Annotated in this window: 18 protein-coding genes; 3 read left to right on the top strand and 15 right to left on the bottom strand. The window is 41.3% G+C overall.

Features of this window, described 5'->3' with window-relative positions:
* Positions 1-60: 60 nt before the first annotated feature.
* Complete coding sequence (locus tag IGI44_RS20320; RefSeq protein WP_438789742.1) at positions 61-660, top strand: YczE/YyaS/YitT family protein; 600 nt, start codon at positions 61-63, stop codon at positions 658-660.
* A 115-nt stretch (positions 661-775) separates the two neighbouring features.
* On the opposite strand, the gene IGI44_RS20315 is transcribed toward IGI44_RS20320, so the two are convergent.
* On the bottom strand, positions 776-991 hold the full coding sequence (locus tag IGI44_RS20315) for a helix-turn-helix domain-containing protein (RefSeq protein ID WP_438789741.1): 216 nt from the start codon (positions 989-991) through the stop codon (positions 776-778).
* On the opposite strand from IGI44_RS20315, the gene IGI44_RS20310 reads away from it, so the two are divergent.
* Positions 981-1,481, top strand: a complete 501-nt coding sequence (locus IGI44_RS20310; protein ID WP_438789740.1) for a hypothetical protein — start codon at positions 981-983, stop codon at positions 1,479-1,481. The genes IGI44_RS20315 and IGI44_RS20310 overlap by 11 nt on opposite strands.
* Before the next feature lie 53 nt (positions 1,482-1,534).
* Here the strand turns inward: IGI44_RS20310 and IGI44_RS20305 are convergent, their stop codons facing one another.
* The 10 genes from IGI44_RS20305 to IGI44_RS20260 form a co-directional block, all read right to left on the bottom strand.
* Positions 1,535-2,683: a cation:proton antiporter gene (locus IGI44_RS20305; RefSeq protein WP_438789739.1), complete on the bottom strand. Its 1,149-nt coding sequence runs from the start codon at positions 2,681-2,683 to the stop codon at positions 1,535-1,537.
* A 134-nt stretch (positions 2,684-2,817) separates the two neighbouring features.
* Positions 2,818-4,227 (bottom strand): glycoside hydrolase family 1 protein, encoded by a 1,410-nt coding sequence (locus IGI44_RS20300; protein ID WP_438789738.1) that lies wholly within the window; start codon positions 4,225-4,227, stop codon positions 2,818-2,820.
* Positions 4,228-4,257: 30 nt separating this feature from the next.
* On the bottom strand, positions 4,258-6,105 hold the full coding sequence (locus IGI44_RS20295) for a beta-glucoside-specific PTS transporter subunit IIABC (RefSeq protein ID WP_438789737.1): 1,848 nt from the start codon (positions 6,103-6,105) through the stop codon (positions 4,258-4,260).
* 188 nt (positions 6,106-6,293) lie between these two features.
* Positions 6,294-7,127 carry a BglG family transcription antiterminator LicT gene (licT, locus tag IGI44_RS20290; RefSeq protein WP_438789736.1) on the bottom strand — a complete coding sequence of 278 codons (834 nt, stop codon included), beginning with the start codon at positions 7,125-7,127 and terminating at the stop codon, positions 6,294-6,296.
* A 316-nt stretch (positions 7,128-7,443) separates the two neighbouring features.
* Positions 7,444-8,094, bottom strand: coding sequence for a beta-phosphoglucomutase (gene pgmB, locus IGI44_RS20285; protein ID WP_438790304.1), 651 nt, complete (start codon positions 8,092-8,094; stop codon positions 7,444-7,446).
* Positions 8,091-10,229: a glycoside hydrolase family 65 protein gene (locus tag IGI44_RS20280; RefSeq protein ID WP_438789735.1), complete on the bottom strand. Its 2,139-nt coding sequence runs from the start codon at positions 10,227-10,229 to the stop codon at positions 8,091-8,093. The genes pgmB and IGI44_RS20280 overlap by 4 nt, the downstream gene beginning before the upstream one ends.
* 56 nt (positions 10,230-10,285) lie before the next feature.
* Positions 10,286-11,704: a PTS transporter subunit EIIC gene (locus IGI44_RS20275; protein WP_438789734.1), complete on the bottom strand. Its 1,419-nt coding sequence runs from the start codon at positions 11,702-11,704 to the stop codon at positions 10,286-10,288.
* A 14-nt stretch (positions 11,705-11,718) separates the two neighbouring features.
* On the bottom strand, positions 11,719-13,152 hold the full coding sequence (locus IGI44_RS20270) for a family 1 glycosylhydrolase (RefSeq protein ID WP_438789733.1): 1,434 nt from the start codon (positions 13,150-13,152) through the stop codon (positions 11,719-11,721).
* Between the two features lie 162 nt (positions 13,153-13,314).
* On the bottom strand, positions 13,315-14,169 hold the full coding sequence (locus tag IGI44_RS20265; protein ID WP_438789732.1) for an AraC family transcriptional regulator: 855 nt from the start codon (positions 14,167-14,169) through the stop codon (positions 13,315-13,317).
* A gap of 180 nt (positions 14,170-14,349) precedes the next feature.
* Positions 14,350-14,715 (bottom strand): potassium channel family protein, encoded by a 366-nt coding sequence (locus IGI44_RS20260; protein WP_438789731.1) that lies wholly within the window; start codon positions 14,713-14,715, stop codon positions 14,350-14,352.
* 145 nt (positions 14,716-14,860) lie between these two features.
* Between IGI44_RS20260 and IGI44_RS20255 the strand changes: the two genes are divergently transcribed.
* A complete protein-coding gene (locus IGI44_RS20255; RefSeq protein ID WP_438789730.1) occupies positions 14,861-15,217 on the top strand; it encodes a DUF488 domain-containing protein in 357 nt (118 codons plus the stop codon).
* A gap of 330 nt (positions 15,218-15,547) precedes the next feature.
* On the opposite strand, the gene IGI44_RS20250 is transcribed toward IGI44_RS20255, so the two are convergent.
* From IGI44_RS20250 to IGI44_RS20235, 4 genes are all read right to left on the bottom strand, one after another.
* Positions 15,548-16,111, bottom strand: a complete 564-nt coding sequence (locus IGI44_RS20250) for a methyltransferase family protein (RefSeq protein WP_438789729.1) — start codon at positions 16,109-16,111, stop codon at positions 15,548-15,550.
* Between the two features lie 161 nt (positions 16,112-16,272).
* On the bottom strand, positions 16,273-16,734 hold the full coding sequence (locus tag IGI44_RS20245) for a hypothetical protein (protein ID WP_438789728.1): 462 nt from the start codon (positions 16,732-16,734) through the stop codon (positions 16,273-16,275).
* A 267-nt stretch (positions 16,735-17,001) separates the two neighbouring features.
* Positions 17,002-20,067, bottom strand: a complete 3,066-nt coding sequence (gene ebgA / locus IGI44_RS20240) for a beta-galactosidase subunit alpha (protein WP_438789727.1) — start codon at positions 20,065-20,067, stop codon at positions 17,002-17,004.
* Complete coding sequence (locus IGI44_RS20235) at positions 20,064-21,560, bottom strand: amino acid permease (RefSeq protein WP_438789726.1); 1,497 nt, start codon at positions 21,558-21,560, stop codon at positions 20,064-20,066. Before IGI44_RS20235 ends, ebgA begins: the two co-directional genes overlap by 4 nt.
* Positions 21,561-21,619: the final 59 nt, after the last annotated feature.

Raw genomic sequence — 21,619 nt, 5'->3', positions numbered from 1 at the left:
TCTAATTCTTTTGATCCGGCATACTCATCCTATCAATTAGTTACAGGAGGAACAACTACTATGAATCAAAAAAAATTAACATTTTCATTTTTATACTATTTAATCAGTGCTTTTGGCATCAGTCTGACCTTGAAAGCGAGTATCGGCGTCAGCAGCTTTAATTCCCTCAATGCTACCTTAGCTGATTTTAGTCAAATCAAGATCGGCACCATCACCGCAGGCATCAATTTTCTGTTTCTGATTTGCTGCGTGCTACTAGACCCGCAACGCAAGCTGAAAAATTATCTGGTAATGAGTATCGCTCTATTATTCTTCGGCTCAACAATTAATCTCTTTACCTATTTTGTCTTCCCGCTTTTTACGTTGCATGCCTATTTACTAAAATGCCTGCTTTTCGTTCTAGGAACGATTATTGCTGGCATTGGCACGGGAAAAGTGTTGAAATACCAGCTGCTTAAATTCCCTATTGAGACCTTTTGCCTATTTTTATCCGAACGAACCCAACGAAGCTTCAAATTCTATCGTTATAGTATTGACTTGGTCTGTATCTTGATTGCATTAATCCTGACAATTACCTTCCATTTAACGTTAACGGTCAGGGAAGGAACGATTATTAGTTTTCTCCTTTTATCCCCTATCATTAACTTAGCCAAAGACTAGAAAGAAATCCTGCCACAATGCGTGACAGGATTTCTTTCTCGCAACTGGTGGATTTTTATCGCTCGTTGGGTTTCCTTTACAGGCTGCTTTTATCGTCTGAATGATAATCACAGCTCTATGTAGATGATTCGTGATACATTTGTTCTGCCAGTTCCATCATATAAAAGGCAATCATTAATGACCTGAAAGTATTCGAGTCTTTTAAAGATACATGAAAAAGCTCTTCGATTCGACCAATGCGATACAACAAAGAATTTCGGTGGATATGCAATTCCTTCGGCGGAACCGCGTTTCTGTCCTTCGCCCCTACCTGGTGGCAAATGAACGGCATGAGTGCGACCAATGCAGCAAATTGGAACGCGGTCTACTTGCTGTTTGCAGGTATTCTCTTAATGGCAGCAGGAACTATTTCAACAAAATTACGCATGTCTGGATTCGTGATCTACGTCTGCAGTGCCTTTGTTTTGACTTTTATTTGTCTGAACTTATGGGCAGCGAACGACTCAAACTTACTGATGATCCTCACAGTGCTATTGGCAGCTGCGGCTTACCCCGTCTGTGCGAGTATTCCTTCCTTCGTAGGCACAGAGGCATTTGGTCCTCAAGTATTTGCACAAATATCTGCTACCTTAATGATTGCAGTCTATTTAGGACAAGCCATTGCCTCTCCATTAATGGCTGTGTTTTTAGCCTCCAGCGGCGGAATGGGCCTAGCTTGGAACGTCTTTGCGGGAACAACAGCAATTGGTATGCTTCTGCTGTTAGCCGCTCTTAGAATTTCACAACTAGCAAAACAACGAAAGGAAGGTCTTCCTTCCTAACCAAAGAAACTCTAACCTGATTGCATGGTCATAATCGGGTTAGAGTTTCTTTTTTAAACATAGATTTTTTTTGTAAAGTACTTTAAAAAGAATGGCGACGATAAAGTAGTAATGAGAATCACCAAAATCATCGAAGAGTAATATTTTCCAGTAATTAACTGTGCCTGAAAGCCTAGCTGAATGATAATCAGGGCCATCTCTCCACGAGAAACCATGCCCGAGCCCACCATCAGACTACTATTGTTGTCAAATCCAGAAAGCCTTCCGCCCATGAAGCCACCGACCAATTTAGAGACAATCGCAATCACAGTAAAGACAAGAATGAACAGCAATTGCTTAGTAAACCCATCAAAGGTTACCTCCAAGCCAATGCTGATGAAAAAGACGGGAATAAACACAGCATAACCAATCGCTTCAATATTGTAGCGGACATCTTTCCAAACATTGGTTTGACCAATCGCGATCCCTGTCGAAAATGCGCCGATCACTGAACTTAATCCGATGAAATCAGCCAAATAGGACATGCTCAAACACAAGGTTAAGGAAACGATGATGACAGAGGACTGCGCAAAAATTTTCTTACTCAAATTCATTAAATAGGGGGCTCCCCAACGAATTAGGAAGAAAACAGCAAAAAAGAACAGTACTTGGGCAATCAACATGAAGCCTAGCGGTTTATCGCTGCTGCCTTCTACGCCTAATAACGGCATACATAGACTGACGATAATAACCACTAAAATGTCATCAACAACTGCAGCTCCCAGAATCGTTGATCCTTCCTTCGTGTTGGCTGCTTTTAACTCCTTCAAAACCTCCACTGAAATGCTAACAGAAGTCGCCGCTAAAATCAGACCAAAGAAAAAAGATTGATTCCACGGGACATGAAAAAAGCTACCACTACCGGTTCCTAACAAGAGCGGAAATAGAATGCCTAATAAAGCCACAAGAACCCCTGGTCGAAAGTATTTTTTTAACAACGGTAAATTGCTTTCAATCCCGGCTAAAAACATTAACAAAATCACTCCGATCTCAGAAAAATCCTTCACCAGAATATCTGGATGGACAATCCTCAGTCCGCCATTACCCAACAGGATGCCCACGAGCAACTGCCCCACCACCGCTGGTATACCAATCCTTCTCGAAAAGTGGCTTGCTACGGTGACGCTCACTAAAATCAGACACAAAACCCCAATAAATTCCATCTCTTCGCCTCCACAAGTGCAAACTGAAAAGCTGCTGTTAATGCAATTGTATTCGTTTCCAATGAGTAAGTCTATCGGAAAAATAAAAAGAACCCAAGCACTTATAAGTTTCAAGCACCGGATTCTTCTTTTAATTACTTGATTAACGAAGCGCCATTGGAAGCAATCACTTCTTTGTACCAGAAAAAGCTTTTCTTCTTGTAGCGCTCTAACGTACCTGAACCGTCACTGTTACGATCTACATAAATCATACCATAACGCTTTTTGATCTCAGCTGTAGTAAAGCTGACCAAATCAATACACCCCCAAGAAGTATAGCCCATTACAGGAACGCCATCTTCGATCGCTTCTTCTACCTGAACTAAATGATCGTTCATATAGTTGATCCGATAGTCATCAATGACTGTCTTCTCTCCGTTTTCTAAACTAACCAGCTCATCTACTGCACCCAAGCCATTTTCAACGATAAACACTGGCTTTTGATAGCGATCATATAAACTATTCAAATAGTAGCGCAACCCCTTCGGATCAATCTGCCATCCCCATTCACTCGCCTTCAAATAAGGATTGGGAATACCGCCAATGATGTTACCTTCACCCGCTTCTTTTGTCGGATCAGCCGATTCGCAGACACTCATATAGTAACTAAAGGAAATGAAGTCCACCGTATGCTTCAAGTCTTCCAAATCCTGCGGTAAAATTTCCAACTCAATCCCTTTTTCTTTAAATAATCGCTTCGAATAGCTTGAATAGTAGCCACGGACCTGGACATCCGAGAAAAATAAATTTTCTCGTTCCGTAGCTAACGATTTTAAAACATCCTCAGGATCCGGCGTTAGCGGATAGACCGGAACACCTAAAATCATACAGCCGATCTTTGCTTCAGGAATCAACTCATGACACGCACGGACCGCACGACTACTAGCCACTAGTTCATGATGGATTGCTTGATAAATGTCCTGTTGCGTTAATTTTTCTTTCGGCGTATTGATCCCACCACTCAGAAATGGAACATGAGTGATTGAATTGATCTCGTTGAAGGTCAACCAAAATTTCACCTTCTTCTTGTATCGTTCAAAAACAGTTCGAACATAATGCTCAAAGAAACCTATCATTTTACGGTTTCGCCAGCCGTCATAAGTCCGCGTCAAATATAGTGGTGTCTCATAATGAGAGAGTGTCACTAAAGGTTCAATTCCGTGTTTCAAACATTCATCGAAGACTGCATCATAAAAGGCCAATCCCGCCTCGTTGGGCTCCTGTTCATCCCCTTTCGGAAAAATACGTGTCCAAGCGATCGAGAGACGAAATACCTTGAATCCCATATCCGCAAATAATTGAATATCTTCTTTGTAACGATGATAAAAATCAATGCCGACCAATTTTAAGTTATCCTCAAGCGGCTCCTCGCTGGGCGCTTCATGCCAACCTTTTCGCGTCACATCCTGTACAGACAAACCTTTGCCATCTTCTAGATAGGCGCCTTCACATTGATTCGCAGCAACTGCTCCGCCCCATAAAAAATCCGTTGGAAATCTACTCATATTCGTCCTACCTCCAATTCTTGTTTCTATTTAAATCACATATAAAACGGCATCCTCGTAATCAGCCGTTTTCATCTCATCCTTCGGCACTACATCAATGAAAGTATCACTATTTGTCACAACGATCGGAATCACTGTATCATATCCTGCCGCTTTGACCGCTGCAAAATCAACTGTTAATAATGGTTGCCCCGCTTTGACTGCATCGCCTGCTGCAACAAGACTTTCGAAATACTTGCCATTCAATTCCACCGTATCAATTCCAACGTGAATCAGTAACTCCATCCCTGCCTCACTCGTTAAGCCGATAGCATGTTTAGTCGGGAACAATGCAGAAATGGTTCCATCAAACGGGGCAACAATCGTGTTTTCCTCTGGAATGATCGCGATTCCCTCACCCATCATCTTACTTGAAAACGCAGAATCATTGACCTTTTCCAAAGGAATTACCGTGCCCTTTACCGGCGCCAGTACTTTTTTAGGATCACTGCTGCCGCTGCCAACAACCTCTAATATGGCATCCTCTGTCTTCGTTTCCTCTTCAAACCCAAAGAACCATGTCAACGCAAAGGTAAGTACAATAGAAGCCACGGCAACGATACATGCATTGATAAAATTACCATCAATATTGCCGTTGATAAATTGTGGAAGAGCAACAAGTGACGGTACCGCGAAGGCATACGATTCCACTCCAGTGATTCCCATGAAAATTCCGCAGATTGCTCCAGAAATCATCGCTGCGTATAATGGTTTTTTATATTTTAACGTGACCCCGTACAAAGCTGGTTCAGTCACACCCGCAAGAAGAGCAGAAATTCCCGCACCTAGAGCCACCTGTTTCAAATTTTTGTCCTTTGTCTTCATGGAAACTGCCATTGCCGCTGCTCCTTGTGCGATATTTGCCGCCAGCATCGCTGGTAGAATCAACATATCTGGGGTAGCTGGAGAAGCGATTAAGAAAATCGGTGCAAAAGCCCAATGCATACCTGTCATAACAATTAATGGCATCAAAGCAGACATCAATCCTAACGCTAACCAACCAGCTTTAGCTTGAATCCAAATTACTGCTGCCGATAAGCCCTGTCCTGCGAATGTTCCTAGTGGACCGACAACTACTAATGCAATAATACCCGATACCAATAATACAGCTAATGGCTGCAACAAATTTTTCATGACTGCTGGAACGATTCGATTAAAAAAGGCTTCAATATATTTCATCAACCAAACCATGATCAAAATCGGAATAACCGATGATCCATAGCTCGCTAATGTGATCGGCAAACCAAAAATACTGACCGCATCTCCTGCTGTGACCATCGCTGCAAAGCTTGGGTGCAGCATAATCCCGCCTACCGCAACAGCTAACATCGGTGTTACTCCAAATTTTTGGGAAGCAGTAAATGCTAGCATCACCGGCATAAAGTAAAACGGTGCATCTCCAAAAAAGGTTAAAACAGCGTAAGTTGATGAGGACTCGCTTAAAACATTGATTAATGGTAAAACAATCAGCAATACTTTGATCATTCCGCCTCCAAGTAAAGCGGGAATCAGTGGTGACATACAACCAGAGATCACATCTACCAAACTTTCAAATACATTTTTCTTTTCCGTTGATGCGACCGGTTCGGCGCTAAAATCCCCCAATTTTGTAAAAGCACGATAGTAATTTGCCACATCATTTCCTAAAATAATATGATATTGCCCAGCTTTCTTCATGACTCCCATAACACCAGAAATCGCTTTTACCTTTTCATCATCCACCTGTTGTTGGCTTTTTAGAATCAAGCGCAGACGGGTAACACAATGTGTTGCGGTTTGTATATTATTACTGCCGCCAACAGCATCGTATATTTCTTTTGCGGTTTGTTGATAGTTCATTTATTTTCCTCTTTTCTTAATATAACAACTATTTTATAGTAATGTTTAACAAAAAATTCGCGTTTAATACCTAGTACAGTTAGTTTTAGTCACACTCTTCATTAATGAATCCGATTCAAAAAAATGACCTAAAGCTGTCTTGTAGGACAAGCTCTAGGTCATGCTCCCTGTGGGATAACAATCCTAGTTTATAAATTTTTGGTGATACGACGAATGTGTGCCGTCAGGTAGAGCAATTCAGTCGAGCTTAGATCATACTCAAAATCCTTTTGAACATAATCCTTGATCTCTAACGCACTAGCATACTCACCTTCATATTTGTGCTTCAACGTATTTAATAATTCCTCATCATCATCATCATAATGATCTCCCGCTAACAAACGCTGAGCAAAGAACTTCACATGAGTGACAAAGCGATAATAATCCAGCGAACTTTCATCAAACTCAGTGCGATAATGGTTCTTGATGATCGTTTCGATATTCTTGGTAATCTCAGCGATTTCGTAGGCGAATTCCCAAGTCTTGTCCATCTCAGCATTTACGAAATGAATCGCGATAAAGGCCGCCTCATCAATTTCAAAGGATACACCCAACTCATTTCGAACTACTTCAATCGCCTTTTCACCGACTGCGTATTCATCCGGATAGAAACGCGCGATATCCCAGCGCAATGGGTTCTTCAAAATCAATCCTTCTCGGTACCGATCGATCGCTGAATTGATATGGTCGGTCAGGTTGACATAAATGATTTCGTTTAGATTCTTGCCTAGTTTGATTTTTCCGAAATTGATAATCTTCTCTGAAACCAAAATATGCTCCATTGGCACATTGATCAACAATTCGGTAAACTTACTTTGCGTCTCTTTATCCTTCAGCAAAAATGTTTTTTCGACCTGTTCCATGTCAACTATCTGTCCTTTTTTCTTTCCGAAGGCAATCCCCTTGCCCATCAAAAGTACATCGACACCCTTACTGTTTGAAGAAATAATTGTATTATTATTTAACACTCGTTTTATGATCATAAAAATTTCCCTCGCTAGCCACAAAAAAAGCCCATTTACATACACGTCAATTGTGCGGTAAATAGGTCCTGCTCACATTAAGTGATAACATCCAACAATTTTCAGTTAATCCTCGCATGCTTACCCGAAGTAATAACATCAAGAACTTATGAAAAGGTTATCACGAAATAGTTACTACTGTCAATCTTTTTTTAATCTAATTCTCATAGTTTGTTTTTATGTACAATTTCTGAGGAAACATCTACATTTAGATACCATAAGTATCACGTTTGCTCGAGCTAAAAAAGACTGCCAAAACACGGCAGTCTTCATCGTTCTACAAGGAAATCAATTCTTCGATCGAAATTTCAGTTAAATCGCTGATCAAGCGATCGGCTCCTTTAAGTTGCTTGGCTTCACCGATCCCCACCGCATACATGCCGCAGGCCTTGATACCATCAATACCTGCCTGTGCATCCTCAAAACCAATCACTTCGTTTGGTTGAAGCCTCATCAACGCTGCGGCTTTGACAAAGATTTCTGGATGCGGTTTGCCTTTGTTCAGAGCTGACGGGTCGACAACTCCTACAAAATAGTCGTCGAGGGCTAATTTATTCAAGATAAACGGTGCATTTTTAGATGCGGAGGCAACACTACATGGGATATTCTGGGCTCGAGCCTCAGCCAAAAAAAGTGTAACACCTGGTAAGGCATCTGCCGGTGTTAATTGCTCCAGTAATTCAACATATTGACGATTCTTCTTTTCAGCAAGTGCCGTTAATTCTTCCTCAGAAAAATCCCTGCTTTTCCCGCCATAGGCTAAGATGCGCGCCAGCGATTCTTTTCGACTGATCCCTTTCAACTGTTCATTGAAGGCTTCATCAATCGTGATACCGATCTCCATAGCCAATTGCTTCCACGCGATATAATGGTACTTTGCGGTATCGGCCAGCACCCCATCTAAATCAAACACAAATCCCTTCATTATCTGTTCCCTTCCACTTGCTTTTCAATCCAATACTCGTGATGATTTACATAGATGCGATACTTCTCGTTTTTAAAATACGTGTAAAAATCAATCTCTTCAATTTCCTTTGGCAAGTTTGGAGTAATCGTCAATTTTTCATCGACCACTCGCAAATTACAAAAGCCATAAACGATCGTCATAAAGGTGCCGCCCATTGAAGCCGTATGGATCCCATCTTTGGTATTTTTATGACTATTGTCCAGATCGGTTCGAGCGTTTTTGATAAAGTACTCATAGCCTTTTTCCACTTGGCCCAAGCGACTATAAACGGTTGAAAAGGTTGAATAGGACAACGAAGAATCATGGGTCGTCACCTGATCATAATAAGCAATACTTTTCTCGATTATTGCTTTATCAAAGGTCTCCGGAAACAGCATCAGCGCCAATACCGCGTCGGCTTGTTTTGAAATTTGATAGCGATAAATCGTTAATGGATGGTAGTTTAACAATAACGGATAGTGAGTCTCTTCTTTTGCGTAAGGCCAAAAGCCTTTATTTAAGAAATCCCGATCTTGAGCGATAATGCCCTTCTCCTCATCAAAGGGCAATGCCATCGTCTCGGCAAATTGTGCCAGCTGCTGCAATTCTTCTTCCGCCACATGAAGCTTTGTTGTCAATCCTGCCCATGCTTCAGGATACTGTCCCTGCAGCCTTTTCGCCAAACGATTGATCCATTCAAACTGATACGCCACCAATTGATTGGTGTAATAGTTATCATTGACCAAGACCGTGTATTCATCTGGACCGGTCACCTTGTCAATATGGAATGTTCCATTTTTCATATAGCCGATCTCGGAGAAGATCCGCGCCGTTTCTAGCAGGACCTCGAAGCCACATTCCGCCATGAAAGCCAAATCATCTGTGTATCGATAGTACTGAATAAAGGCATACGCAATATCCGCATTGATATGATGCTGCGCCGATCCGCCCTCGAAAAAGGGAGAGGATTCCGTTCCTGAAATCGTTCGCCAAGGATAAAGCGCCCCCGTTTGATAACCAAATAACTGAGCATTCTCCCGTGCCTTGTCGAGAATGCCATACCGGTAAGTCAGTAATTGCTGCGCTAAAGCCGGATTTAAATGGAGGAAAACGGGAAAGACAAACATTTCCGCATCCCAGAAATAATGCCCCTCGTACCCGCTGCCGCTTAAGCCCTTCGCAGCAATACTAGTTTTTCCATTCGTCCCAAGCGATTGCAGCAAAGCAAAGGTGCTGTAGTTAACGCTTTCTTCCAAATTTTCGGTACTTTTAATGGTTACTTTTGCGCTTTTCCAAAAATCAGCTAAATAGCTGGCTTGTGCCTGTACCAATTCCGTGAAGCTGCGTTCGATACCTTCATGCGTTTGTTCTTGGAAAGCATAGCTCAAATTCTTTTGATAGCTGTCACCCTCCAGCTTCGTACGAATCACGATTCGCTCCTCTTCGACCGTTTGCTCAATGGTTTGATTATCAATCGACCAAATCAACTCAGCCTCTAATTGCGAATAAGCTGTTCCGAATGTACAGCGCTTCGCCTCCAGATCAATTTCCTTAACCGTGATTTTTTGCAGCTCATGACTCATACGCGGATCATTTTTATCGATCGTACGCACCGGATAAAAGTTCAAATGCGTCGTCAGTTCGATCTTTTCTTGATGATCCATCCGTTCGAAATCAAGCTTCAGCGAGAACAAATTTTTATACTGGAAAGATGCCAGACGTGAAATCGTGATCTTTGTTTGACGGCCTTTCGGTGATGTCCAAACCAAGCTTCGAACAGTGATCCCCTTGTCCATATCTAAATAGCGCGTATTTTCACTAATGGTGCCTTCTGTAATGGAAAAACGTTCCCCACCGATCGTAATCAAGGTCGTCTGCCCATCAATCACACTGATCATGGTTTCGCCAGTCGGTGTAAAACCAAACATTTTTTCGGGATAATGAATATCTTTTGTTTCATAGAACCCGTTAATGTAAGTCTCGCGATTGGTCGAAAAATGATCGTAATACGCTTCCTCTAGATTCCCTCGTAGACCGATAAACCCATTCCCGTTAAATAGCAAGCTCTCGGCTTTTTCCAACGTTTCTGTGTCGTAATCATTTAAATAGATTTTCATAAATAATCCTCCAAAAAGCAGGATAGAAGTGTTCTCTTCTACCCCACCTTACTTTTTTATGACTGTACAGCTATGTCTCCAGCAGACTTTTCGGCTGGTGCCGCTTCGATTTTCTCATCTTTTTGCAAAATAAATGTCAAGACAAAGGATAGTACCACCGACATCACCATCATTGATAAACCAGCGATGACATTGGCTGTCCCTTTGTCACCAGAGAAGCCTAAAACCGCCATCAAACTATTTTGTGGAACATACAACGTCACATGCATCAAACCAGCGAAGCAGCCTGAGATACCCGCGCTGATACAAGCGGCTACTAATGGTTTTTTATACTTCATCGTAATACCGTATAAAGCCGGTTCGGTGATTCCCATAATTGCTGAGATACCCGCTGCTGCTGCAATCGATTTGACATTCTTTTGTTTTGATTTAAAGGCCACTGCTAAGGTCGCGCCGCCTTGAGCTAAGTTAGCACAGATTTGCGCCACTAAAATCAAGGATTCCGTTCCAGTCGCCGCAAACGACGCAACGAAGATCGGTGTCAAGGCATGGTGCATCCCGGTCATAACGATGAATGGCATCGTTGCCGCTAATAAAGCCACCATAATAAAGCCTAATTGTCCCTGCATCAGGTTGATCACCCATGCCAACCCTTGTCCCGCGTAATTCCCTAATGGTCCAATCACGATCAACGCTAATGGTGCCGTAATCAATAGTGTCAAGGTCGGATTCAACAGGATTTTCAAGGATTGCGGAGTGATCTTATCGACACCACGTTCAATATAAGACATTGCCCAGATCGTCAATAGCGCTGGAATGACCGATGCTGCATAAATCACTCCTTGAATCGGCATCCCAAGAAATGAAATCGGATCACCAGAAGCCACCCACTGACTAAAATTCGGATGCAAGAAAACCCCGACGACAATAATGGCAATCGATGTATTGACTTTAAATTTGTTCGCAGCAAACACTGCCAATAAAATTGGCATGAAATAGAATGCTCCGTCGCCGATAAAATCCAACACACGGTAGGTACTCGACTCATTCGACATCCAATGGAAGGTCGTCGATAACGATAGAATCACCTTGATCATCCCCGCAGCCGTCAAAGCTGGGATCATCGGTGTCATACAGCCGGTAATCGTGTCCACGACTTTATTGAAAAGATTGGTTTCTTTAGTTGAAGCAGTTGAAGATGGCGCTTTTCCTTCAGCATCGCCATTGGCTACTCCTTGGCTAATTACTTCGTCAAACACCTCACCAACGTGACTCCCGATAATCACCTGTAATTGCGTTGGCGTCGGATTTACACCTACTACACCATCAATTCCCTTTAAACCATCCAGATTGGCCTTCGCTTGATTCTTTAGGTCAAAACGCAAACGCGTCGCACAATGGACAGCTGAATGTATATTGTCTGTTCCCCCGAGCTCTTGAATGATTTCTTTTGCTAACTGCTGATACTTTTTCATGATTATTCCCCTTTCTATTCAAATACAACGGCACCATTTGATGAAATAATTTTTTGATAAAAGGCAAAACTATCTTTTTTATAGCGTTGCTGAGTTCCATTGCCTTCATCGTCCTGATCAACATAAATCACGCCGTAGCGCTTACTGATTTTTCCTTCACTAACACTTGGCAGATCGATGATTCCCCACATTAGGTACCCCATTAGATCAACGCCGTCCTCTTCAACTGCCAGCACCATATTTTTGATGTGCTCTCGCAAATAATGAATGCGATATTCGTCATGCACCTTGCCAGCTGTGAACTCATCCTGCGTGCCGATACCATTCTCAACAATAAACAACGGCTTGTGGTAACGGTCCTGCAGCTGATTCAAGGTGATTCGCAGCCCTAACGGATCGTCCTGCCAAACACTCTTACCTTTTGGCAAATACGGATTTCGCAACGTTGTGTAGCCATTCGTAGCCACACGATCAATGCCGTTCTCTTCTGCCGCGGTACAGGCGCTAGAATAATAACTAAAGGAAACAAAATCAACGGTATTCGCTTTAAGCAGCTGACGATCCTCTGGATGAATCGTTAGTTTTAACCCTTTTTCAGTCATATAATGAGGAAAGAATTTCGGATACTCGCCAAAAACCTGCACATCAGAGAACAATAAATTCTCTTTTTCCTGCTGCAAAGCCGCAAAGACGTCTTGTGGATCACAAGTATACGCATAGGTTTTTCCGGCTGCCAGCATTGCCCCGAACTGATTGCTTGGATCAATTTCTTTTCCCGCCTTAATCGTCAGCGCATTCGCCAATAATTGATGATGACCGGCTTGATACTGGATCGACAAATGATCTTTGCCTTCTTCAAACAGGATGCCGCCGCCAATAAATGGAATGTGCAGCACCATATTCATCTCATTAAAGGGAATCCAATAATTGATTCGGCCTTTGAAACGCTTCATCACTGTCTTTGCATAATGCAAAAATAAATCGACTACTTCTCGTGCTTGCCAGCCATTGTATTTTTTCACCAAATGCATTGGAATCTCAAAATGTGACAGTGTTACGATTGGCTCCATTTGATACTTTTCCAGTTCCGTTAAAAGCTTATCGTAGAACTGAAGACCTGCTTCATTTGGCGTCGCTTCTTCACCGGTTGGAAAGATTCGCGACCAGGAAATTGAAAAACGAAAACTGTTTGCCCCAAGCTCTTTTAATAGAGCAATATCTTCTTGATAATGATGATAAAAGTCATTACCATTTCGGCTGGGATAGATTTCATCTCCCTTTGATTCTAAAATCGAATCCGACTGATTCTTATATACTGCCTTCAAACGTCGATCGTCTAGCGGCAAATAATCAAAATTCGAGGGCTTTCTGCCATCGGCGAGATAGTTTCCCTCAGCTTGAGCAGCTGAGACCGCTCCGCCCCAGAAAAACTGCGTTTCTTTTTTCATTTATTATTTCTCCCTTATTGTCAGTATCCGTTTTCATTCGTGTTGATACTTTTATTATAGTCAGGAAAAAATTTTATGATTCCCCCATTTTTGTTGTATTATTCTCAAATATTGTCAAAGGGCAATTACTGAATCAGTAATTGCCCTTTGACATAGAAAGAGTTATTCAATTTTCATCGCGTGTCGATATTCCAGCGGTGCCATTGACATCGAGTTCTTGAACAAACGATAGAAGGTTTTGTCACTTTCAAAGCCCGTCTGCGTAATAATCTCTGAAACGGGCAGATCACTATTGATCAGCAGCCACTTTGCTTTATCTATACGGTACTCGTTAAGAAAGGTCAAAAACGTTTTCCCCGTATTCTTCTTGAAAAATTTCGTAAAATAGAACGAACTATAACCAGAAACCTCGGCAATATCCTGTAAAGTCAGTGTCTCTCGATAATGTGCCTCAACATAGTTGAATATCTCGTCCAGTTTTTCCAACACATCCTGAGTCCCCAGTTTATTGATCTTCTTTGGCTCCTTCACCTGCGTGGGAATCTCTCGAAGCAGCAAGGTGATCAGTTGAAACAGATCCGATTTTAAAGAAAATTGGTACCCCAATTCCTGTTTTTCCGACTCCAAATTCATTTTGGTCAACAGCCCTCTAATCAGCTCCTCTTCGTGCTTTTCCCACTGAGGACTAACAGGCACCAACTCAGAAAAAAGCTTCTGCAAATCCAAATTTTCTTTATTTCCCGCCGCAAAATACGTCAAATCAAACTGATAGACCAGCCGTTCACTGCCCGGTGAAGCCAAGACATAATGGATCAATCCCCCGCCAATAAAGGCGATCTCGCCTTCCTTCAGCTTATATGGTACATCATCGATTCCTAAAGCAATCGTCCCTTTAGTCACATAGATCAGCTCAACCTCTCGATGCCAATGAGGTGTCGTCAAAATATCACCGTCATTCACCAAAATTCGAAAAGGAAACTCCTTGTTTAATTCAGGCATCTCTAAATAAATTGCCATCACGTTCACCTCCTGTTTATTTTGGCTGAAAAATGATAGAAAGTAAACGCTTAGTTTTACTCTCAAGTAACAGTATGAAAAAATCGCCCACTTGAGTAAGGCGATTTCCTTATTATCTTCAATCTAAGAACTATTACGGTATATTCTAGAACCATTCTACATGCAGAACGCTTTTCTCCTTCAATGATGAGGTTTTCGTCCAGTTTCCTCATGATGTTTCTTCATTTTATGATATTCAGCCAATGCACGGCTGAAATTCGCAATCACTGCAGTAATGATCCCCACTCCGATCAAAACATAGATAATTGTAAAAAGTTTACCTAGAGCTGTGTGGGGAGCTAAATCCCCGTATCCGACTGTCGCTAAGGTCATCACAGAAAAGTACAACGCATCTAGATAGGTCATCCCTTCAACATTATGATAGAAGATCGTCCCGATCGTCAGAATAAATAGAACCGCCAGCATGATTGCTTTTTGTTCATCCTGACGGAACAGAATTTTTAAAATATGCCATAGGCTTCTGAATAATAGTGCAAATGCAACCATAAGAATCGTCCTTCCAATTCTTTCTTAATTTATCGTTTATTTTATCAGATATTAACAAAAGCATAAAACGACTCGAAAAGAGAAAGTACTTTTACTCACTCTTTACTATCATCTTTGCTAATATAAAGTAAAGGAAGTGTTCGACATGCTGAAACTAAAGAGGGCCTATTTACCAGCAGAAGAAGCGGATGGTTATCGAGTATTAGTAGATCGCTTGTGGCCACGAGGAAAATCTAAAGAAACAGAAAACATCGATTTGTGGCTGAAGGAAATCGCACCAAGCCCTGAATTACGCAAATGGTTCAATCACGATTCTGAAAAATATCCAGAATTTCGCACAAGCTATCGCAAAGAACTTGATAATGGAGCTAAAAAAGAAGCTTTAGAACAGTTACGAGCAATTATTACGCGCCATAAAACAGTCACGCTAGTCTATGGTGCTAAAAATGAATCAGAAAACAATGCCCAAGTTTTGTATGAGCTGCTCACTGAAAATCGATAAAACTGATTTACTTAACTCGACGAACGAACTTTTTTCTTTTGCAGATCCTAAAAATGCCTAACTGGAAACCTCCAACTAGGCATTTTTCTTGTTCTATCAAATAGTAGATTTTTCTCGTAAAATTTTTCAATAATAATGATGAGGCTGTAGTACTGACTAAAATCAAACACAAAACACCGATAAATGCCAATTCCTTCACCCCCTCACATTTCACAATAATAAATTATTTTGACTTTAATCGTGATATTGTCTCGACCTCTCTAGTCTAGCGAAAATGAAATCGATTGGAAAATAATTGGGTTCACTGCAAATGCTTTGTGAATGTTAGGATTACAGATATCTTCTTACCGCTTTTTGATAGTCCCGGTAGCGTTCCCCAAAAACAGCGATCAAATAGTTTTCCTCGCCGCGAATCTGCCAATGAAACAGGAAAAGCGCCAGCACTGCCATTACAATCATCAAGACGTTCGGAAAAATCAACGCAAAACCCAGATACAATAAATCAAAGGCCACAAAAGCCGGATTTCGACTAAACCGATAAATTCCAGTAGTCACTAAATCTGTTCGTTGTTGTTCATTAAAGCCCGCTCGCCAATTCAATCCCATCGCTTTGACCGCAATAAAGAATAAAATTACTCCTAAAAATGTCAGAACCAATCCAGCATATCCCCAGCTCGTTTGATTAACAGCAAATAGAAATGGCGCAAGAAACTGAATAAGCGCACCAAATCCAGTCATGACTCGTAAAACAATTTCAAAATACTTTTCACGCGAACTCTGTTTGTCCCCCAGTAAATTAACCTTAATTCCCTGTTTTTTTAGTAGCCATGCCTTCCCAAGATAAATCAAATAGAAGGACGTTAAAATAAGCAATGCACTGACACGTACCAGCATGATGATTTCTCCTTTTTATATGATTGTGTATTCATATGTTTATTATTTCATATGAACATTCTCCCGTCAACAACAAATCTGCTAACTTACTTCCCATAAAAATAACCACCCAATGACCGTTGAGCCTGGTCATTGGGTGGCTAATAAAAAAATCATCCTTTTTACAATTGAATATCCTCAATGTTGTCTGTAATAATCCAATCATCCATATTTTTTTCGCGATTATAATAGAAGGGTTCAATCTTCTCTAAATGGCTAACTTCATAGAGTCCGATACACTTTTTTCCATACCATCTAGTTTTTTGTTTTTCAGATAAATTTAGCTCCTGTCCAAAACCTTCGATAAACTCCGTTGATTCTTCCGGAGTCATTTTGTATTTCTCAATCACTTTGGTTAATACACCGCGGTGAGTGATTTCCATTTTCCCGCCCTTTTCAACAAAGTATAGAATATCGTTCTCTTTCGCTCGCCCACCAAGCGGACTCTTCTTGCCAGCCGCTCCACGAATGATCATTGATTTTTCACCATTGATCAATTTTCCCAATTCCTTGCCTTCATTATCTAAATAAACCAAATGCTCTGCTTGTCCTTCTCTTTTTTGGTACCAATCTCTATTTGCCATTTCTTCAGCCTCCATCAGCGATAACGTATTGTTACTAAATACTCTATCGTAGTGCAGAATAAATTTCTACTCAATTTCTGAGTCAAAATTGGTAAATGACCTAGATACTGATTAAAAATTAGCTGATATATCCGAGAACCGTCGGTAGAGCATAAAGGTTGATAGGAAAAAGTTTATCTGCCTTCTTTTTTTATACAACAAAAAATACTCTCTTCATTCAATGGCAATTAACCATTTTCTGAATTGAAGAGAGTACTAGTTTACTTTTTAAAAGGATGTTTTGAGGACTTCATGAGACAATGCTACTGCATCTATCTCCTTCGTATTAAATCCAGTTAATCGGAAGGACAGAGCGAATTTTTCAAAGGTCGCCCGATATTTTTCTAGTTGCCATTGTCCGCAGGAATAACTGCCTAGCGCATTCTGTTTATAATCGATATTCACCACCACATAGTCACGTTGCTTAAGGTCACAGGTATGCTTCGCGTTATCTAGATCCTCCTCCTCATAATAAGAGGTGCTGAAGTTGAATCCCTCTGTATCTGCAGCAAACAATCCTTGTCCGCGGTCATCCGTTAATGCCACCCATCTTGTATCCATTCGATTCCCGTTTGCCTGAGGAACAACATAATTCGTAAACATGTCCTCAACGGTAGAATCATAGACACCAAGATAACCAGCTTCTTTTGAATCTGCATAGTTTTCTCTTGGCCCGCGACCTAAATACTTCACTTGATGAAGATCTTTATTTACATGCATGGAAATGCCTAAGCGCGGCAACATATTTGGGGCGGTATCCATTTTCCCGCTAGGCGTCCCTTCTAAGTTGAATAGAATCTCCCCGTTTCCATAAATCGTATAGTGATAGATACACTTGTAATGCCACGCACTGTTTGTCGTTGAATTGATCGTCTTCACCGTAATTTGAACGGCCTGCTCATCCTCCTGCCAGTCAAAGGAATTCACGATTTCATGTTCCAAATGCAGGAAGTATTGCTTCTTCATCTCATCAATGATTTCCATATCGTTACTAATTGGTGCACGCCACAAAGTAAATTTTGGTCCGCGTTCAAGAATTGGCTGACCATTTCGCACCAATTTCAAGAGCGTTCCTCTAACTGTATCAAACATTACTGAGAAGTTTGCCCCTGTGATCGTCAACGTCGTTTCAAATTTTTCAACCTGTAGGCTACCACTTGGTACGACTGCTATCCCTTCCGCTTTGATTGGAAGTTCAAAATTGGCCGACGCCAATTCGTAGCCTTTTGGAGCAAAGTTCGTTGTTGCTTTTAAACGATAGGAAATGTTCAAGAAATAGCTTGCTCCAGGCTTCACTGAAAAATTCAAGTCATATGGTAAGGTCAATTGAAGACTTTTTCTTGCCGGAATTGAAGGCAGTGATATTGTGCCGTCTTCAATCAGCGTTTGATCCTCAAGAATCGTATAATACAAATCAAAAATTTGTAGATCTTGAAAATCAAAGCGACTTAAAAGTTCGATTTCTCCACTGTTTAGATCAATCGCCGTCGTTTGAATCGGCTCAATTACCTTCTTGTATTCATACAGGCTTGGCGACGGTGTACGGTCCGGCATCAACATGCCATCAATACAAAAATCTTTATTAGAAGGATCATCCCCGAAGTCGCCGCCGTAGCGATAATATTTCTCACCATTCTCTGTATAGGACTCGATACCATGATCAAACCATTCCCAAATGAATCCCCCCTGCAGCTTATCATGCCCATAAAACAGGTCTTGATACTCCTTTAAATTTCCTGGTCCATTTCCCATCGCGTGTCCATATTCACACAAAATGTGGGGCTTTTTCGATTCTTTGATGATCGTTTCCATCAATGGCTGCTTCGTTGGATGCTCTAACCAACTGTACATGGTTGAGTAAATATCAGCAGCTTCTACCTCAAAATCTCCCTCATAATGAACCAAACGTGTAGGGTCCATTTTTTTCGCTATTTCCGTCATTTTGACAAAATTCGTACCAAAAGCTGATTCGTTCCCAAGCGACCAGAAAATAATTGATGGATGATTCTTATCTCGTTCGATCATTCGGACCATTCTAGAAACGTAGGCCATTTCCCATTTCGAATCGTCACTGATCCAATCGTATTTTCCAGTTAACTCAAAACCGTGACACTCCAAATCGGTCTCATCGATCACATACATTCCGTACTCATCACACAGATCATATAGATAAGAAGAAGCTGGATAATGGCTGGTTCGAATGGCATTGATGTTAAATTGTTTCATTAAAAGGATGTCTTTTTCGATTTCCTCTTTTGATACAACTCGCCCATTTCTAGGGTTGTAATCATGACGATTGACCCCCTTAAATTTGATGGCTACGCCGTTGACAAGGAAGACCTCGCCAGACAAGCGAATATTTCTAAAGCCTACCTTTTGAGGAATAACTTCAATTAAATGATCCCCTTCGTAAACAGAGATCAATAACTGATAAAGCACGGGTGTTTCTGCCGTCCAATGTGCGACATTAGGAATTTCTACATGAAGATTTCCGCCTTCGTCAACGATCTTTTGACTGAATACTTGTTGACCGCGGGAATCCATCAGCTCTACTTCGATGCGCTGACCGATCGCTTCGCGGAATTTGAAGGACAGATCCAATAGCCCTGTTTGATAATCCTCATCCAAGTCGGCAACTACTTTAAAATCATTGATTCCCGCAGTTGGAACGCCCAACAGTTCTACATCGCGAAAAATACCGCTTAACCACCACATATCCTGATCCTCTAAGTAGGTGCCATCAGACCATTGATACACTCTTACCGTTAAATCATTTTCCGCATCTTGATGAATAAACTTGGTTATGTCAAACTCGGCTTCATTTCTAGCGCCTTTGCTGTAGCCGACTTCCTCTCCGTTGACCCAAACATGAAAAGCGGAATCGACACCACAAAAACGGAGAATGATCTGTTTGTCTTTGAAGCTTTCATCGATCATAAATTGGCGCTTGTAAATTCCAGTTGGATTTTCTGTTGGAACATAAGGCGGATTTATCGGAAAGTTATACCACAAATCGGAATAGTGCATCTTGCCATAGCCTTGAACCTGCCAATTTCCAGGAACCTTGATGTCAGCCATTTCTGCTGTATCAAAATCCGGTTCATAAAACTTGCTTGGACTATATTCTGGCGCATCTACCAATAAAAATTTCCAAATCCCATTCAAGTTTTTGAAAGCATGTGTATACTTATTTTGATTTAACAGCGCTTTTTCTCTTGTTGGAAATGTCGAGAAATGCGCTCGTGGCTCTAAACGATTGATATGATCTAATTGATAGTTTTCCCAAATTTTCATTTACCTGTCACCTCTGCATTTGTCTCTTTGTTACTCATTAATTTTGTTTTTCTTTCATATCGATTCCAGCAAATCCAAGCAAAGCCCATAAATATCACTAAGCCTGCGATATTGTAGATCAACATGCCGATTGGGCTTGCCTCACCCGCTGGCAATGTCCCATTTATCTCAGCCATGATCAGCTGCGGATCAGGAACTGTTGACATAAAGAAGACGAAGATAAAAAGCACTAATAAAGCTATCCCCGCAAAAATCCCAAATTGACGACTGCCAAACTTAAAGCTACGAGGCATTGAGTCCTTCTTCAAACGCAGTCCAATATAGGCAATCAATAGAAAGAGCACCGGCAGCAAGGATGTAGACGCTGTCATATTAATTAATGTCGACAGGAAGCTATCCATATTCCCAATCCCTAATGCGGGAATGATCAGCAGCATCGTTACGATCACACCTTGAACAATCAACGCATTGGTTGGATTTCCTTCTTCATTTGTTTTCACCAGCCATTTCCCAAATACCCCCTCTGGAATTTCCGAGAAAAAGACCTTTACAGGAGCCGCTGTCCATAACGCCAACGAGCCTAGACTACCGATAAACAAAATCAATCCGACCAATCGAACCATGACTCCACTTGGAATATGGAAATAAGCGCCTAAAATTTTGAAGATATCAAAAATTCCGTTAGAGAAGTTCCCCTTCAACACTTCTGTCGGGACGACAAAACCAACTGCTACAGCACCTAAAACATACATAATCCCAACGATGATCGTCGCTCCAATCATCGTTCTAACAAATGTACTGTTTCCACCTTTTACATCTTTAATGTAAACACCGATACTTTCACCGCCACCAACTGCCTGTAAAATCCACGCCATCGTCATGAAAAAAGTCCAGTTGAAGCTAGGAGTAATTGATTGCATTGTAAAATCCTGCGCCGGCTCTTTACCAAAACCAAATACAACGATAAAAGCTAACACAACAAAAGCGACTCCCATAAACAACCGCGCGCTTCCGGCAAAGCTGGTAACCTTTGAAATCCAAGAGACCCCTTTAATACAAACCCAGGTCATCAGCCAGAAAAGTAAAATTGAAATAATCGCAATAATTATCGTACTCTTTCCGCCTTGAAAGACATTCCTACCACCAAAAGCATAAGAGCCATAGATCAATGTGTTTGGCAACAAGGAACAGAAGTAAAATAAATTAACAAAAAAGTACGACCAAGCTCCTAAAAAAGCCCACTTATCTCCCAAAACCGATTGCAGCCAGCTATGAACCCCCGATTCCTTTCCTGAATTAGCAGATGCGAATTCCGCAATCATTAAAATGAACGGCAAAAAGTAGAAAATACTACCGAACAAATAACCGGGAATCGTCGCCAATCCAATTTGAATGCTGTTGTTGACAATGCTAGGAAACGCGAATACTGCTGAAAAGGTCATAAGCATCAACGCGACTGACCCCAAGCGCTGTCTTGAATTAGAGTTTTCCATCTCAAACATCCTTTCAATAATTAATTACACATTGATTTTATAGCGCTTTCATGATATAA

It is taken from the genome of Enterococcus sp. DIV0756 (assembly GCF_051710745.1).
Classification (GTDB): domain Bacteria; phylum Bacillota; class Bacilli; order Lactobacillales; family Enterococcaceae; genus Enterococcus_A.
The sequence above is the reverse complement of the archived record's forward strand: the minus strand, read 5'-3'. Positions and strand labels throughout refer to the sequence as shown.

Bases quoted from the DNA above. Each gene is read 5' to 3' on its own strand.
- IGI44_RS20320 (WP_438789742.1), top strand. From the start codon at position 61: ATGAATCAAAAAAAATTAACATTTTCATTTTTATACTATTTAATCAGT.
- IGI44_RS20310 (WP_438789740.1), top strand. From the start codon at position 981: ATGAACGGCATGAGTGCGACCAATGCAGCAAATTGGAACGCGGTCTAC.
- IGI44_RS20315 (WP_438789741.1), bottom strand. From the start codon at position 991: ATGCCGTTCATTTGCCACCAGGTAGGGGCGAAGGACAGAAACGCGGTT.
- IGI44_RS20305 (WP_438789739.1), bottom strand. From the start codon at position 2,683: ATGGAATTTATTGGGGTTTTGTGTCTGATTTTAGTGAGCGTCACCGTA.
- IGI44_RS20300 (WP_438789738.1), bottom strand. From the start codon at position 4,227: ATGAGTAGATTTCCAACGGATTTTTTATGGGGCGGAGCAGTTGCTGCG.
- IGI44_RS20295 (WP_438789737.1), bottom strand. From the start codon at position 6,105: ATGAACTATCAACAAACCGCAAAAGAAATATACGATGCTGTTGGCGGC.
- licT (WP_438789736.1), bottom strand. From the start codon at position 7,127: ATGATCATAAAACGAGTGTTAAATAATAATACAATTATTTCTTCAAAC.
- IGI44_RS20280 (WP_438789735.1), bottom strand. From the start codon at position 10,229: ATGAAAATCTATTTAAATGATTACGACACAGAAACGTTGGAAAAAGCC.
- IGI44_RS20275 (WP_438789734.1), bottom strand. From the start codon at position 11,704: ATGAAAAAGTATCAGCAGTTAGCAAAAGAAATCATTCAAGAGCTCGGG.
- IGI44_RS20270 (WP_438789733.1), bottom strand. From the start codon at position 13,152: ATGAAAAAAGAAACGCAGTTTTTCTGGGGCGGAGCGGTCTCAGCTGCT.
- IGI44_RS20265 (WP_438789732.1), bottom strand. From the start codon at position 14,169: ATGGCAATTTATTTAGAGATGCCTGAATTAAACAAGGAGTTTCCTTTT.
- IGI44_RS20260 (WP_438789731.1), bottom strand. From the start codon at position 14,715: ATGGTTGCATTTGCACTATTATTCAGAAGCCTATGGCATATTTTAAAA.
- IGI44_RS20255 (WP_438789730.1), top strand. From the start codon at position 14,861: ATGCTGAAACTAAAGAGGGCCTATTTACCAGCAGAAGAAGCGGATGGT.
- IGI44_RS20250 (WP_438789729.1), bottom strand. From the start codon at position 16,111: ATGCTGGTACGTGTCAGTGCATTGCTTATTTTAACGTCCTTCTATTTG.
- IGI44_RS20245 (WP_438789728.1), bottom strand. From the start codon at position 16,734: ATGGCAAATAGAGATTGGTACCAAAAAAGAGAAGGACAAGCAGAGCAT.
- ebgA (WP_438789727.1), bottom strand. From the start codon at position 20,067: ATGAAAATTTGGGAAAACTATCAATTAGATCATATCAATCGTTTAGAG.
- IGI44_RS20235 (WP_438789726.1), bottom strand. From the start codon at position 21,560: ATGGAAAACTCTAATTCAAGACAGCGCTTGGGGTCAGTCGCGTTGATG.